Genomic DNA, 13,404 nt, shown 5'->3' on the forward strand with positions numbered 1-13,404 from the left:
GTACCCTCGGCGGAGCCACTGCACGGGTCGAGGAGGAACTGACATGACCATGGTCGTACTCAACCGACGCTATCTCCTCGCCGCCGGCGGCTCGGTCCTGGCGGCCGGGATGTCCGGGCTCCTGTTGCCGGCCCGCGCGGAAGGCCTCGCGCCGACCGAGTCGATGTCGGGTGGCGCGAACAACTATCGCAAGGGCGCGCCGACCGTGGACCGGATCGGCAAGGGCGGCTTCTGGATGAGCGGCAGCGTACGCCGCGCAGGCGACGGGGCGCCGCTCGTCGGGCAGCGCATCCAGATCTGGGCGCACACGACCGAAGGGCAGGAGCACGAACCGCAGAGTCATGGCGCCACGCTCACCGACAAGGACGGCAAGTTCCGGCTCGAGATGCCGCAGATCATTCCCATCTTCGGCCAGCCGCATGGTCACCTCGCCTATGACAGCGGTGAGTTCAAGACCGTCTTTCTGCGGCCGGTGATGCGGAGCGCGAAGGAGACGAGCCTGGAAGCGCACTTCGTCCTGCAGCCGGCCTGACCGGGTTGCGAATGAAGGGGTGGAGACTGGCCCGGGTGATCCTGATCTGGGTTGCCCTTGCTTTCGCCATTGGCGTGCCGATCGTCGCGGCAGCGGGAAGCGAGCAGCTCGCATGGCGCGGTCCGCTCTACGTCGTGGCCGGGTTTGCGGGGATTGTTGCCCTCGGCCTCGTGCTCGTTCAGCCCCTGCTGATCGGCGGATATCTGCCGGGATTCCCGGCCTATCGCGGACGGCGTGCGCATCACTGGATCGGCGGCACGCTGGTCGCAGCGATCGTGATCCATGTCGTTGGCCTCTGGATCACCAGTCCGCCCGACATGATCGACGCGCTGACCTTCTCATCGCCGACCCCGTTCTCTCCCTTCGGCGTGACCGCCATGTGGGCCATCTTCGCGGTCGCACTCTTGGCCGCCCTGCGCCGGCGATTGGGCCTGCGACCGCGAACCTGGCGCTTCATTCATATGCCGCTGGCGATCGTCATCGTCGCAGGCAGCGTGGCCCATTGCCTGCTGATCGAGGGGACGATGGAGACGATCTCGAAGGCGGCGCTCTGCGCGCTCGTCCTCGCGGCAACCGTAAAAGCCATGATTGACTTGCAGGTGTGGCGAAAGCGAAGGACGTTGCGCGGTGAGAGCACTGCGCCGCAGTGACATGGCCGCGCGTTAGGATGGGTAGAGCGACTTGCGAAACCCATCATGCTTCGTCACCAACCAGCCCGCGATGGGTTTCGCTTCCGCCTTCGCCCTTTGGGCTTCGGCGGACAGGTCGCTCTACCCATCCTGCGAAACTTTTGCTGGTCATATTGTTCGAACGACGCTGAGCGTCGTCACCGCCGACGTCTGCTCTGCTTGCCGCAGATAGCGACGGGGCGTATCCTAGCGCGATGGTTGTCAGTGCCCCCGAGCTGAAAACGTTCCTGCTCGCGACACCGTTCTTCGGCGGTCTTCCGGACCCGAGCCTCGACCTGCTGATTTCGATGCTGGTCGAGTGCCGCTTTGATGCCGGCGCGACCGTCGTGGCGGAAGGCGAGCCGGGACGCTCGCTGTTCATCGTCAAATCCGGCCGGCTGGCGGTGAGCAAGCAGGCGAACTCGGGAAGCGTCATCCCGATTTCCGTTCTGGAGACTGGCGATTTCTTCGGTGAAATGACGCTGATTGAAATGCAGAATCGCTCCGCCACGGTGGTCGCGGAGAGTCCGACGGTGCTGTACGAGCTGACGGCGCGAAAGCTCTACGCTTGCTACAAGGCCGATATCCACGCCTATGTGATCGTCCTGCAGAACGTCAATCGCGAGCTATGCCGGCGACTGCGCCGCGCCGACGATCGCCTCACCGGACACCAGGCGGGCGAAGACGAAATTCCTGCGCGATGAATGTGGCCCCGGATTACGCTTGCGCGCCATCCGGGCTACGCCACTTCGCGCGGGACGTTCAGCCCACCGGTCCCGGGATCCAATCGTCCCCGGGAAGTGGGCTGACCCTTACGCCAACAATGACTCCGCGCTCCAGGCTTGGATCGAAATGGCGCATCGTCCGCTCGTTGAGGTCGATGATGCGGCCGGGCCTTAATGGCCCCACGTCATTTATCTTGACGATGACCTTCTTGCCGACGGCCTCGACCAGGGCATATTTCGGCTTCGCGCCAAATTGGACTCCACCAAATTTCCCGCGCAAATTCGTCTTGATGGCAGCCGCCCAGACAGAGGGATCATAGCGCTCGCCGGAGGCTGTGTTCGGACCGCCCTCCTCCTTGCCGGGCTTGAACGGATTGTACATGGATGCGGCGCCGACGACCGCCTCCCCGGAGGCGGCATCGACGACGGCGCTTGAGTGAACTTCACACGCTTCACTTCGATCAACGGGAACAGAAACGGCAAGCGCAACCAGGGCGCCGCAAATTGCGGCGCTCGAGCGGAACAGCATTATAACTCCTGTGATTTTTTCGAACGTCCGGTTCCGCTACCGCAAGCATGGTCAAGCGAACGCGGAAGCGTTCATGAACTTGCACCAATGCTTTGCGGATTCGAGCCAACCCCTGGCTACGGAACCGATGTGCGAACCAGAGCGGTCCGCACGCAGTGTTTTAGGTTGTCACCGACTAAGACAGAGAATGCGTCAGCAGCATGACCTGATGGAACCTGCGGCGAGTGACAAATGCGATGTCGCCACAAGCCGACACGCTCGCGCTAATTGATGCGTCGGGCAACACACCCGCCGCTCGCACAAACCCGTCAATCCTCTGCAGTAAAAATATTCCACTTTACCGAAATTCGGAATTGCGGCATTCTCTCCGCCATCCCGGCCCGAGAAGAGGGGCGATCGTACGTCGTCGCGAACGTGGGCCGGGGTGCGGTGGACGCGGCAGTGCCGGGCACGCGAATGCGGGACCAGGGCGAGATGAACCTCGTGAGGGCCTTGACTGCGTGCGGAACGGACGGCGCCTGTGTCCGGCGAAGCCCTTGGGCGGAGCTGGATGGCTGCGTACGGCGAAAACGCGTGGTCCTGACCGTCGTTGCTACGGTCAAGCCTTGCGGAGATGGATCGGGGCTCTACCGGGTTTCGAGGCATCGCCAATTCGCGAGGCGACGGAGGCCAGAAGGAACTCGGCTCCGGGGAGAGCGCGCATAAGCCGTCAGACCATCGCGCAGGGAAGGCCGGGTGTTTTTCCGGCCCACCTGTTTCCCGCCTGCGCATTTGCGTGTGCAAGTTCCTGGCGCGGCGGATCATGGGTGCCAGCCGGCACCCGGCCTTCCCTGCGCCCTCTTCACGGAAGAGGGCGAAAGAGGAGAGCAAAACTCGGGCGCCAAGTGCCGCGAGAATGCTGATCTGTGCGTGATGTGAGCCAGAGAATGGTGCTGCCAGACAGGATTGAACTGAGTTAAAGATCCTGGCGAGCGTTGATTCTATTGAACTTTTCGGTCCGACGAGCATTCTTTGTGTGGCACTCTTGAGTGCCACCATGTGACCTTGATTATCACATTCGGCGCGAGTTAGCCACTGTCGGAGATGCCGTTGTTTAGACTCACCTTCGCGGGACAGGCGAGCGTCCCTAGTCATCTGGAACGCAAATTCGTCGCATTAGTTGTTGCTCTCTCTAGAGAGGAGAGCTGATGCACTCGGACAATTTAGGTGTCGATCATCTGGACAGCGGCATCATGGGCAGTGGCAAGCGCTTCTGTGATGCGGCCCCAAACACCGGCCCGCCGCCACCTGACGAAGCGGTCGTAGCAAGTGGTGTATGGGCCAAACGCCGTCGGCAGATCACGCCAGGGTGCTCCTGATCGGAGGACCCAGAAGATGCAATTCAGGACCCGTCTGTCGTTCACCCGAGGAACGCCACGCGGCTTGTTCGGCAGCATCGGCTTGATGGCCGGTCCATTCATGGTCGGCGAGTTGGAAGCGCATGATTCGAGCCCCCAGTTCGGGAGTTTGAATCGCGGCAGTCCGGCCAAACGCGACGCTCCTGGCCCGCTCTTGGTACGGCGCTTACGGACAGGAGCGGAACCAGCCCTCAATCTCTGCCAAATGCGTCGAAAATGACCAGAACAGACATTGGTGACCGATCACTCCTCCGAGGTTGAATTGTCGCCATCGCCATGTATAACGGCGTTCGGGTGCTCGCTGGCATAGAGCAGCGACAGGCTGAGCGATGGTCGGGCCGCCACGCGGAAAGCGCGTGCCCATGAACGATAGCTGTTCATTCGACGATCTGCCGAGAGCCCAGCGGCTGGCGGAACAAGCCCTCAGCACCCTTCACAGGTTCCTGCATGTTGAGGCTGTCAGCGGTGCCGTGCTCCTCGCGGCCGCTGCCGCTGCACTGATTTGGGCCAACTCTCCGTTCGATCATAGCTATCACGCCTTCTGGAGCCTCCCGCTCACAATCGGTGTCGGAGGATACGTTTTTTCCCAATCGCTGCACTTCTGGGTCAACGACGCGCTGATGACAGTTTTCTTCCTCGTCGTGGGCATGGAGATTCGGCGCGAGGTTCATGAAGGCGCACTGAGCAGACTCGACCAAGCCATTCTGCCGCTGGTCGCGGCGACTGGTGGCGTCATCGTCCCGGCGCTCATCTATCTGACCCTCAACAGCGATCCGGCTAGAGGGCAGGGCTGGGCCGTGCCAACCGCGACAGACATCGCCTTTGCCGTTGGGGTGCTCGCGCTGCTTGGACGAACGATCCCGGTCAACGTCCGGGTCTTCCTGCTTGCGCTGGCGATCATCGACGACATCATTGCGGTATTGATCATTGCCATCTTCTACACCGCCAGCTTTCAGCTGGGCGGTTTCATCATTGCGTCGATTGGTGTTCTCGCGGTTTTGGGATGTCAGCGGATTGGGATCGGTTCTGCGCCCTTTTACGTACTGCCGGGTTCTTTGGTTTGGATTGGGTTCATGGTAGCCGGCATCCATCCAACCCTGGCAGGTGTTGTGCTCGGGCTGATAACTCCGGTACGCGCTATACCGATGCGAGAGCCGCCGCTGGAAGTAGTGTCGCGAGCGCTCAAGCAGTTGCGAAGCAGCGATGCGGTGAAGGCAGGGGATCCGCACCTGTTAGAGCAACCGCTGCGAGACCTTCGCGTAGCTCACCGCGAGATATTGCCGCCGGTGTCGCGGGTGCAGATGGCAATGCATCCGTGGGTGGCTTACGGCGTCATGCCGATCTTCGCGCTGGCGAATGCCGGCGTCAGCCTAGCAGGCGCTGATCTCTCCGCTGGGAGCCATCTGGTGATGATGGGCACTGCGCTTGCCTTGATCGCTGGGAAACCGCTTGGCGTCGTCGGCACGACTTGGGCCGCGGTACGATTCGGCTGGTGTCGCCTTGCTCCGGGCGTTTCGTGGGGTGGCGTCTGTCTGGTCGGCCTGCTGGCTGGGATCGGCTTTACCATGTCGATCTTTATCTCGATGCTCGCCTTCTCCGATGAGGGATTGTTGAGGGCGGCGAAACTGGGGGTGCTCCTCGGCTCGCTTGTCGCCGCCATACTAGGCCTTGGCTGGGGCGTCATCTACGTTCGACGTCAGGGAAGGGGACTCTAATGTCCTTCAAAGCGCCGCACACATCTTTCGTATCATTCGCCATTGAAGTTCTACCCTCCGGGATTACCCAGGTGATGATCGTCGAAACTGGCTTGCACCTGAATCCGAAGCATCCCTCGTACAATCGATCCGCCGTAGAAGCTCTCATCTTGGCCGCGCAAAACTATGTTAGCGCCAACATAGAAGGTCCTGCCGCTATTCGGCTTGTTTCAACCCAAAGCGGGGAGATCTGACTGTCTGCTATCCCGTTGTTCGTCAGGAATCGGCTCTATTGGACTTCGCTATCTCGCCAAAGGTTTGATCCGCCGGTAGATCGTCAATGAAAGATGATAAACTTCTATTCTGGCTTTCAGTATTAGTGGGCGTCCTTGTGATCGGCTACTCGCTCTACTTTCTCTATTTCATTTTCGGTTGAGAATGGATCTTGTGGCTCCCTTGTTGCGATGCTGGGGGATGTCGCCTTATGGCCCATCGCTTCCGTTAGCGCGTCGCAGCGGGATGTCCGGAGCCAGGCGCAAACCGGAAGCGCCCCGGATTGGTCGAAACGGCGCCCCTTGACCCACAACGGTCATCTCACGCAAAGCACTTGACGCCTCGTCCATCCAACCTAATATCGGGCTAAATGTTTGATGGGGATGGGGTCCCCCGACAACCGCCGCGAGGCTGATGGCTCCTACCAGACGCAGGGCGTCGGTAGGGATCATTTCGCTCCCAGCAGCGCCCGAGAGAGGGCGAACAATGGCTGGGTTTCCAACTTCCTTGTCTATCGCAATGTGGCTCGTGGGTGCGCTGTGGGTAGTTGGCGCGCTAGCCTACTGGCTTGAGTATGACGGCGAACTCATCTGGGTGACCGCAGCTATTGGCTCCGCATTCGCCGGGACTGAGTGGCGCGCGACCAAGAAGCGCGACAGCGCTCGGTCAACCTCACGGCCGGGAGAGAACCATGACTGAAATCTGGACCTTGGCTGCGCTGTGGCTCGGCCTCGCGCTTGTGGCCACCTTGGTTTCCATTTGGCTCCGTATAGCTACTGCGTTGTCCGAAATCGTCGTCGGCACAATCGCCCAACTCGCAATCGGTGCGACGATAGGTTCGGCCATGCTGGGTACCGACCAGACCTGGGTGAAGTTCTTGTCTGGGACCGGCGCAATCCTGCTCACGTTCCTGGCCGGCGCCGAGCTTGATCCGGTTGTCTTCCGCGAACGCTGGAAGGAGGCAGGTGCAATCGGGCTTATCAGCTTCCTTGTCCCATTCCTCCTCTGTGCAATGGCAGCTCGGTATCTCCTCGGGTGGGACACCATGGCGAGTTGGCTCGCTGGCGTCGCCATGTCCACCACATCCGTAGCCGTCGTATACGCGGTCATGCTTGAGTTCGGCTTCAACGCGACCGAGTACGGAAAGGTCGTGCTCGCGGCGTGCTTCGTCACAGATTTGGGCACGGTGTTGACCTTGGGCCTCATCTTCGCACCATTCACTATCAAAACGTTGATCTTTGTGGGCGTGTGCGGAGCTGTGCTGATCTTCTTGCCGTGGATCACGACGCAGTTTTTCCGCCTGTACGGTGGTCGCCCTTCCGAACTCGAAACCAAGTACCTATTGCTGCTCCTGTTTGCTCTCGGTGGCCTTGCTGCTTGGGCGGATAGTGAAGCCGTGCTCCCAGCCTATCTGATCGGCATGATCCTTGCGGGCAGCGTCGGAAAAGATCACATACTGATCCGAAGGCTGCGGACCTTGTGCTTCGGCTTTCTCACGCCCTTCTACTTCATCCGAGCGGGATCGTTCGTCTCGGTGCCTGCTCTGATAGCTGCACCGGGCGCCTTCCTGCTTATGCTCACGGTGAAGCTTGTCACAAAGATTTCAGGGGTCTATCCCGTCACCCGTAGCTTCGGTTCGCCGCCCCGGGAGGGGATGTACACGACGTTGATGATGTCCACCGGGCTGACATTCGGCACCATCTCGTCCTTGTTCGGCTTATCGCACGGGATCATCACTCAGGCGCAATACTCCGCACTCGTGGCGGCCGTCATTGGAAGTGCCGTAGTGCCGACCTTGATTGCCAATGCATTTTTCCTTCCGCGTCACCTTTTGCCAGATGTCGAACCTGAGGAGCGCGAAAGGCCAATCGTTCCAGAACCGCGTAACGTGTAGGAGGCTGTTATGGACGTTCCGAAGGACGCAATGCTCCTGCGCATCTTCTTTGGCGAGGATGATCGATTTGAACAGAAGCCGCTCTACGAGGCCATTGTGCTGAGGGCACGAGAGATGCACTTGGCAGGGGCAACGGTGCTCCGAGGGCCGATGGGCTTCGGGCACTCCAGCCGAATGCATACGGCTAAAGTGCTTCGGCTCTCCTATGACCTCCCGGTGGTCGTGGAGATTGCGGACACCGAGGCGAAGATCAACGAGTTCTTGCCGGCGCTCGACGCAATGATGGCCAGCGGGCTCATCACCTTGGAGAAGGTACAGGTGCTGCAATACGGGAAGGAGGGACTTAAGGAGCGTGCAAATCTACCATGATTTGGAACGCCTGGTCGAACAGCTCCTAACAGTTGCTCTCCATCAACTCTCTCTTCTGCTGTCCGATGTTCGGTTCTGGCCCATCGCGACATATTGCGCTGCCACACGAAGTCGGTCGCTATAGGGGCAAAGCAGACATTGCTTTAGTCGCATCACGCCGCCGGGTTTATGGGTACTCGGCCTAGTGCTCGGGCTTCGTGGAGTGCATCCTAGGCATCCGGAGCAGCACCGCATGGCGATCGCATTCATCGCAGGAAGCACGGACGGTCTTGGCCGGGCCGCGGCACATCCCCTCCTCCATCAGGGACATCGAATGGTGTTGCACGCGCGTTCGCCCAATCGCATCGCAGCGCTCGAAGTACTCGCGTCGCGCGCCGAGGGAGTTGTCGTTGGGGACCTGCAGAGCGGCGCCGAAACGAGGTGCATCGCGGACCCAGGTCAACGCGATCGGGCGCATGGAGACTGTCATCCACTATGCCGGCGTCTATGCACAGCGGAGCCGCAGTTCAACGCCGGAAGGTCATGCCGTCACGCTGGCAATCAACACCCTTGCGCCGTACATGCTGACTGCATTGATCAAGCGCGCCGACCGGTTGGTGTATCTCAGCAGCGGACTGCACCGCGGAGGAGAGGGCTCGCTAGATGACCTCGACTGAGCGAAAAGGCCTGGGGATTCGGGAAAGGCCTGCGCCGAAAGCAAGCCGCACGTCGTCGCGCTGGCGTACGCCCTGGCGCGACGCTGGCCGAGGCTGCTGAGCAACGCCATCGATCCCGGCTGGGCGCGCACCAGCATGGGCGGCGCGGGCGCCCCGGTCGATGTTGAGACTGGTCAGAAGACCCAGACCTGGCTGGCGGGGAGCGACTATCCTGCCGCGCAGGTCAGCGGGCGCTACTGGCATCACGAGCCGGCCGGCGAAGCAGCGGATCCCGGTTTTCAGGACAAACTCATTGACAAGCTTGGCGACATGACCGACGTGGCGATTCCGGAGTCTTGAATACTTCCGGCTCTTGCTCAACAGCGTTCCTCGAGCCGCCACTCTCTAAGGACAGCAAAGGGCCCAAATGCAGACGCCGCCCGAAAGGCGCCGCCCACTGAAGCTGCCTTACTCTGGAGCGATCCTGTAAACGTCGCCGGGCTCGAGGTTCAGTTCCTCGAACATCCTTTGCTGCTTTTCAGTGAGAACCGCTGGCACAACTTCCGCTGTCCAGCCTTCCGGAACGGCAGCGAGAACCAACGTCAACGCTTGCTTGGGCTTGGCTAAGGCCAGCCACATCTGCTTCGTGGGCCGGAGCGTGTCGTCCGATGTCACCTCGACGATAGTGAACGAATTGCCGAACGACTCTGCCATTGATGGTCAATCCGGGGACATGCTGAGAGTTGCAATAACTAACGAGTCGAGGAAGTCGGGCAGGGCCGGCAGTCAACCTATAGGTGGGCACCCAGCGGTCTTCCAACATTCCATGGTCGCGCTGCAAACCGAGCACTCGAAGGTGGCGACCTACCGACTCCGGGCCGTCGCCTCGGACCGCGCCACGCCGACAGATCGGTAACGATAATCGGTCATATCCGTTCATTCGTCCGAACGCGAAACAGACCACTGCGAAAACGCCGCTGAGGCCGGAAATAGGCTAGTGCCGGTGAGGTTGAAGATAAAGCCCGCAACCGGAACCTAAGCTTAGAATTGCTATTCGGGATGCCGCCTTGCTCCATGCTCTGCAGGTGGTTACGCTCCAGCAAACGTCGACTCGATCCTGGCAGGACCTCACATGCCAACGGCGACACGCGTACATTGATTTTTGGATCGAGAATAGCGTTCACGCTGCGGAGCAATACGGGGCACCGGGCGCTTCACAAAGCGTGGACGTATTGGTTGGGCGCCTCGTTGACGGGGCCAAGAATCAAAACATCACGCGAGAGGCCATCGAGAAAGAGGTTGGTGATCTAAAGCCGTACATCGAGGGAAAGCTCGCGGCTGCCAACCGGATTGAGCAGGATCGCCGCAAATAACATCGACTTGCACCTGAGTTCCAGGGCCGCGAAGTCGCGTCTGCCTTAGCCCCGATCACGAAGGCACTGCGAGAACAACCATGGCAATGCGAGAAGAAATAAAGCGAGTGATACATGCTGCAACACCCGGTATGTCGCAGCAGCTCTACTCAACCCTGCTGGTGTTGGGCGAGCTCTTGAGCAGCGCACTCGACAGAATCGATGAGCTCGAGAAGAAAGCCGACAGACAAACGGCAGATAAGCGCTGATCGAGCACCAAGGGGAAGAACATCCCTCAAATGAACTTCAAGATGCTTCATTTGCCACTCTTACCCTCGACCTCTCGCGCTAACCGCTCCGCTCTGAGACGCTTGTGGTTTTCTTGGAACTCTGGATCGGCCTGACTGTCCGCAATCGTTTGCCGCGCTCCGTTTGGGTTCTGCGCCTTGCGGTCCGCCTCATCGGCTACCTGCTGCTGGGCGGAGCGTTTCCGTTCGGTCATTACCAGATCCTTGCCTCATTGATCAGGGCCATATCGCCCTGCAAAGATAGTTGGAGGAAGGAGGCATCAAGTCACTTCGCGTAACCCTGGGATCGGAGCCACGCGATCCGACGCTCTCCATTCATCCAATCGTCAATTTCCGTCTTGCTTGTGAAACCCGCAATTTCTCGGGGTTCTGCGCCTGGGTACTCCGCGACGATAGCCCAGTCGCCTTCAGAGTTACGGACGGGTTTGAAACTCACTTTGACTTTTGCCATGCCGAACTATGCAGGAAAGTGCGCAAAAAGTGAAGCTCGCGGAAGCATTTCAAGTCGCCAGCCTCGGCCGACCTTGTCATTTTTTGTGTAGGCGAGGAGCCGCTATATTTCCCAGCACCCAGAGGGCGTTCCCGCAATCAGTCACCAGGTTCGGAACAAATCCAACTAAGCGTGATGAAGAGCACCGTTGGCTTTCTTGTTGAAGTTTCTCAACTGCTGGTGTATTGTTTCAAACATCGATACTGGCCGAACAACTGTTCCGCTTTCGCCTCAGCTCCTGACGGCGCGCACGTTTCAGACATTCTCCAACATCGACTGACCGGAACACTGGCCGCAACTACGCGCGCCAGATCCTGCGCGTATACGAAAGGACGACTTGATGAACACAGGTACAGTGAAGTGGTTTAACACCCAAAAGGGCTTCGGCTTTATCCAGCCGACAAACGGCAGCAACGACGTCTTTGTTCATATCAGCGCAGTCGAACGCGCCGGCATGGGCACTCTCAGCGAAGGTCAGACGGTGTCTTATGACGTCGTCGCAGACCGTCGCACGGGCAAGTCCGCCGCCGAAAATCTTCGTGCTGCCGCTTAAGTAAGAGCACGACAGACCTGTCGCTCTCGCCGCGGATGTACTGGCAGAGCTTGTGGTCATGCCCCGTTTCCAAATCATTGGGAACGGGGTTTTTAATTGAACCCATCAAAGCGATGCTTGCTTAAGCAAGCTCGTCAGTGGCTTCGCTTCGCAATCATCGCGGTGGCCGGAAGAAGAGCTGACAAAGCAGTTTGGATGAGTTCGAGAAGACCCCGGATCGCTGGATGGCTGACTCGTAGTTCGATCCCTGGAGAAAGAGCAGCAAAGGCTGTTGAGACTCAACTGCGGGCGATGTTCTGCAGGAGTACCCGCTGGCGGGGATTATTTTTCGGTTGTCAAGCTCGCTCCCTCGGCTTGGTTGGCCTATTCAACCTCTTCAAGAAACATTCGTGTGTGCCTTGGGCGGCGTGCAATTCGACAAATGTGGTAGGGTTAGCCGCAAAGCAGGAGATCAAATGAGCATTGTAAAGCGGCATCTAGCCGAGCACGAAGAGCGCCTGGTCTTAGTCGAGGAAATCTGTATCGATAAAGGAGCGCTCGTCCTGGATACTGCCACCGACGAAGTCTACTTTTCTGCAGATGAAGAGGCTTACAGGAACGCCTACGTGGCCGTATTTCAAGCGTGGGCGAAGGGCACCATCAAGGGCACAGCGGAACAGATATTCGACGCTACAAAATCCATACTCGAGGATTAGCGAACCGGCCAAGGCAAAAATGGTCCGCCCGTAAGCGCGACTAGGATCCGGAAGCAACAGGATGCATTCCAGCCCCGCTAGAGCAGCAGCAACCGAAAGGTAAACACGTGTCCTATGCGTATAAGCTCAATGAAGACGTTCGTCACCAACCCCAAGGTCCACAAGGACGGGCCGGAACTGAACGGCCGGTGATTTACACCGTTGTACAGCATATGCCCATCGAATCCGATGGGCGAGTTAGGTACCGCATCAAGTGCAAGTCCGAGAAGATCGAGCGTGTCGTTACGGAAGATCAGCTTTCGTACGTTCAGTAACCTTCAGCGGTTGATCGATCGGGAAAATGTCCTGAGCGCGCGGCGCGAAAAGCCGCCTCAAGGGGACCAGGTGTGACAAAGGCGCGCGAATGTCGATATGACGCTCAGACTCGTAAGTTCGAGCGTTCGCAGCCACAAGATGCGCGCGTGCCGCACCCAGGGCGTTTGCGTCGGCCAGCGCATGATCTGCGAACTGCTGAGGCCTGTCACGCAAAAGGCGGTACCTCCACCAGCGTTCCGATCAATCGCAAATGCTTGCTGTTCGGGCCCACTTCCGTGACGCAAAAACTCACCCAACTCGACGTGGGATAGCCGCGCTCAATCGATCGACACCGAGCCAAGTGTGAAGAGGGCAGCCCGATCAGGACGAACACTCAGCGGGCCCCAAAGCAGCAACGCGCCTCGGAGGGCCAGCAGTAAGCTGCCAGTAAAATCAACACCGAAATTCTGTTTTGCATTGCGAGAATCGGCACCAGAGGCGGTGAAATCAACCATTTGGTTGAGGCGCCGTTCCTGTATCCCGGTCGCCACCACGGCTCGCAACCGCTCGAACTGCGCCGTCGTCGTGGCGGCTGCCCAGACCATTTCGCCCGGTCGCCGGAATTTTCTCATACACCAAGGGAGTTGGCCGGTTTTCATGCAAAGTGGTTTAGTTTGAGAATTGCGCTGGCCTGTTTGGAGTTTTCCAACATTTGTTAATGGCACTGGCCTGCGAGGTTGGCTAAATTTCTGACTGCAAAACCAACGGTTAGGACCGTACGCAGGACGCCAGTCATGATGCATCGCCGCCGGCTTAAACAAACCACCTCCCTCGAAGAACGCCTCGCCCTAGAAGCCGAACGATTGAGAGAGCAAGCTAAGAGCCTCCCTCAGGGCCGTGAGCGCGAAATCCTCCTCCGCAAAGCCAGACAGGCCGAGACCGGCTCGCATATGAGCGAATGGCTGACATCGCCGGGATTGCAAGCGCCGAAATAGA

14 protein-coding genes, 2 pseudogenes and 1 riboswitch are annotated in these 13,404 nt (G+C 59.2%); of the genes and pseudogenes, 11 read left to right on the forward strand and 5 right to left on the reverse strand.

From position 1 onward, the window contains the following. The first annotated feature begins 43 nt into the window (after positions 1-43). The 3 genes from AC5ZFO_RS30275 to AC5ZFO_RS30285 all read left to right on the forward strand — a co-directional run bounded on the left by AC5ZFO_RS30275 (position 44) and on the right by AC5ZFO_RS30285 (position 1,904). Positions 44-532, forward strand: a complete 489-nt coding sequence (locus AC5ZFO_RS30275; RefSeq protein WP_282519711.1) for a peptidase associated/transthyretin-like domain-containing protein — start codon at positions 44-46, stop codon at positions 530-532. Between the two features lie 11 nt (positions 533-543). Then, positions 544-1,182, forward strand: a complete 639-nt coding sequence (locus tag AC5ZFO_RS30280; protein WP_282519712.1) for a ferric reductase-like transmembrane domain-containing protein — start codon at positions 544-546, stop codon at positions 1,180-1,182. A gap of 233 nt (positions 1,183-1,415) precedes the next feature. Beyond that, on the forward strand, positions 1,416-1,904 hold the full coding sequence (locus tag AC5ZFO_RS30285; protein ID WP_282519713.1) for a cyclic nucleotide-binding domain-containing protein: 489 nt from the start codon (positions 1,416-1,418) through the stop codon (positions 1,902-1,904). Between the two features lie 58 nt (positions 1,905-1,962). On the opposite strand, the gene AC5ZFO_RS30290 is transcribed toward AC5ZFO_RS30285, so the two are convergent. Further along, complete coding sequence (locus AC5ZFO_RS30290) at positions 1,963-2,454, reverse strand: septal ring lytic transglycosylase RlpA family protein (protein WP_282519714.1); 492 nt, start codon at positions 2,452-2,454, stop codon at positions 1,963-1,965. Positions 2,455-3,659: 1,205 nt separating this feature from the next. Continuing rightward, positions 3,660-3,936 (reverse strand): annotated as a pseudogene (locus AC5ZFO_RS30295) (transposase); the annotation flags it as partial. Positions 3,937-4,213: 277 nt separating this feature from the next. Here AC5ZFO_RS30295 and nhaA point away from each other — a divergent pair. The 4 genes and pseudogenes from nhaA to AC5ZFO_RS30315 all read left to right on the forward strand — a co-directional run bounded on the left by nhaA (position 4,214) and on the right by AC5ZFO_RS30315 (position 9,076). Further along, positions 4,214-5,566 (forward strand): Na+/H+ antiporter NhaA, encoded by a 1,353-nt coding sequence (nhaA, locus tag AC5ZFO_RS30300; RefSeq protein WP_282520075.1) that lies wholly within the window; start codon positions 4,214-4,216, stop codon positions 5,564-5,566. A gap of 622 nt (positions 5,567-6,188) precedes the next feature. Beyond that, positions 6,189-6,249: riboswitch (Fluoride riboswitch) on the forward strand. A 260-nt stretch (positions 6,250-6,509) separates the two neighbouring features. Further along, complete coding sequence (locus AC5ZFO_RS30305; protein ID WP_282519715.1) at positions 6,510-7,712, forward strand: cation:proton antiporter; 1,203 nt, start codon at positions 6,510-6,512, stop codon at positions 7,710-7,712. 9 nt (positions 7,713-7,721) lie between these two features. Further along, complete coding sequence (locus AC5ZFO_RS30310) at positions 7,722-8,081, forward strand: DUF190 domain-containing protein (RefSeq protein WP_282519716.1); 360 nt, start codon at positions 7,722-7,724, stop codon at positions 8,079-8,081. Positions 8,082-8,313: 232 nt separating this feature from the next. Then, positions 8,314-9,076, forward strand: a pseudogene (locus tag AC5ZFO_RS30315) (SDR family oxidoreductase). 108 nt (positions 9,077-9,184) lie between these two features. Here the strand turns inward: AC5ZFO_RS30315 and AC5ZFO_RS30320 are convergent. Further along, positions 9,185-9,430 (reverse strand): hypothetical protein, encoded by a 246-nt coding sequence (locus tag AC5ZFO_RS30320; RefSeq protein WP_282519717.1) that lies wholly within the window; start codon positions 9,428-9,430, stop codon positions 9,185-9,187. Between the two features lie 739 nt (positions 9,431-10,169). On the opposite strand from AC5ZFO_RS30320, the gene AC5ZFO_RS30325 reads away from it, so the two are divergent. Then, a complete protein-coding gene (locus AC5ZFO_RS30325; protein ID WP_254137897.1) occupies positions 10,170-10,337 on the forward strand; it encodes a hypothetical protein in 168 nt (55 codons plus the stop codon). 47 nt (positions 10,338-10,384) lie between these two features. Here AC5ZFO_RS30325 and AC5ZFO_RS30330 read toward each other — a convergent pair whose 3' ends face one another. After that, positions 10,385-10,570, reverse strand: a complete 186-nt coding sequence (locus tag AC5ZFO_RS30330) for a hypothetical protein (protein ID WP_282519719.1) — start codon at positions 10,568-10,570, stop codon at positions 10,385-10,387. A gap of 636 nt (positions 10,571-11,206) precedes the next feature. Between AC5ZFO_RS30330 and AC5ZFO_RS30335 the strand changes: the two genes are divergently transcribed. Together AC5ZFO_RS30335 and AC5ZFO_RS30340 are read left to right on the forward strand one after the other, a co-directional pair. Next, positions 11,207-11,419: a cold-shock protein gene (locus AC5ZFO_RS30335; RefSeq protein ID WP_234685336.1), complete on the forward strand. Its 213-nt coding sequence runs from the start codon at positions 11,207-11,209 to the stop codon at positions 11,417-11,419. 455 nt (positions 11,420-11,874) lie between these two features. After that, complete coding sequence (locus tag AC5ZFO_RS30340; RefSeq protein WP_282519720.1) at positions 11,875-12,114, forward strand: hypothetical protein; 240 nt, start codon at positions 11,875-11,877, stop codon at positions 12,112-12,114. A 632-nt stretch (positions 12,115-12,746) separates the two neighbouring features. Here AC5ZFO_RS30340 and AC5ZFO_RS30345 read toward each other — a convergent pair. Then, positions 12,747-13,013, reverse strand: coding sequence for a hypothetical protein (locus tag AC5ZFO_RS30345; protein WP_496122949.1), 267 nt, complete (start codon positions 13,011-13,013; stop codon positions 12,747-12,749). Positions 13,014-13,202: 189 nt separating this feature from the next. Here AC5ZFO_RS30345 and AC5ZFO_RS30350 point away from each other — a divergent pair, with 189 nt between their 5' ends. Next, positions 13,203-13,403 carry a hypothetical protein gene (locus tag AC5ZFO_RS30350; RefSeq protein WP_282519722.1) on the forward strand — a complete coding sequence of 67 codons (201 nt, stop codon included), beginning with the start codon at positions 13,203-13,205 and terminating at the stop codon, positions 13,401-13,403. Position 13,404: the final 1 nt, after the last annotated feature.

This window comes from Bradyrhizobium sp. Unk1, from assembly GCF_059512345.1.

Bases quoted from the DNA above. Each gene is read 5' to 3' on its own strand.
- AC5ZFO_RS30275 (WP_282519711.1), top strand. From the start codon at position 44: ATGACCATGGTCGTACTCAACCGACGCTATCTCCTCGCCGCCGGCGGC.
- AC5ZFO_RS30280 (WP_282519712.1), top strand. From the start codon at position 544: ATGAAGGGGTGGAGACTGGCCCGGGTGATCCTGATCTGGGTTGCCCTT.
- AC5ZFO_RS30285 (WP_282519713.1), top strand. From the start codon at position 1,416: ATGGTTGTCAGTGCCCCCGAGCTGAAAACGTTCCTGCTCGCGACACCG.
- AC5ZFO_RS30290 (WP_282519714.1), bottom strand. From the start codon at position 2,454: ATGCTGTTCCGCTCGAGCGCCGCAATTTGCGGCGCCCTGGTTGCGCTT.
- nhaA (WP_282520075.1), top strand. From the start codon at position 4,214: ATGAACGATAGCTGTTCATTCGACGATCTGCCGAGAGCCCAGCGGCTG.
- AC5ZFO_RS30305 (WP_282519715.1), top strand. From the start codon at position 6,510: ATGACTGAAATCTGGACCTTGGCTGCGCTGTGGCTCGGCCTCGCGCTT.
- AC5ZFO_RS30310 (WP_282519716.1), top strand. From the start codon at position 7,722: ATGGACGTTCCGAAGGACGCAATGCTCCTGCGCATCTTCTTTGGCGAG.
- AC5ZFO_RS30320 (WP_282519717.1), bottom strand. From the start codon at position 9,430: ATGGCAGAGTCGTTCGGCAATTCGTTCACTATCGTCGAGGTGACATCG.
- AC5ZFO_RS30325 (WP_254137897.1), top strand. From the start codon at position 10,170: ATGGCAATGCGAGAAGAAATAAAGCGAGTGATACATGCTGCAACACCC.
- AC5ZFO_RS30330 (WP_282519719.1), bottom strand. From the start codon at position 10,570: ATGACCGAACGGAAACGCTCCGCCCAGCAGCAGGTAGCCGATGAGGCG.
- AC5ZFO_RS30335 (WP_234685336.1), top strand. From the start codon at position 11,207: ATGAACACAGGTACAGTGAAGTGGTTTAACACCCAAAAGGGCTTCGGC.
- AC5ZFO_RS30340 (WP_282519720.1), top strand. From the start codon at position 11,875: ATGAGCATTGTAAAGCGGCATCTAGCCGAGCACGAAGAGCGCCTGGTC.
- AC5ZFO_RS30345 (WP_496122949.1), bottom strand. From the start codon at position 13,013: ATGGTCTGGGCAGCCGCCACGACGACGGCGCAGTTCGAGCGGTTGCGA.
- AC5ZFO_RS30350 (WP_282519722.1), top strand. From the start codon at position 13,203: ATGATGCATCGCCGCCGGCTTAAACAAACCACCTCCCTCGAAGAACGC.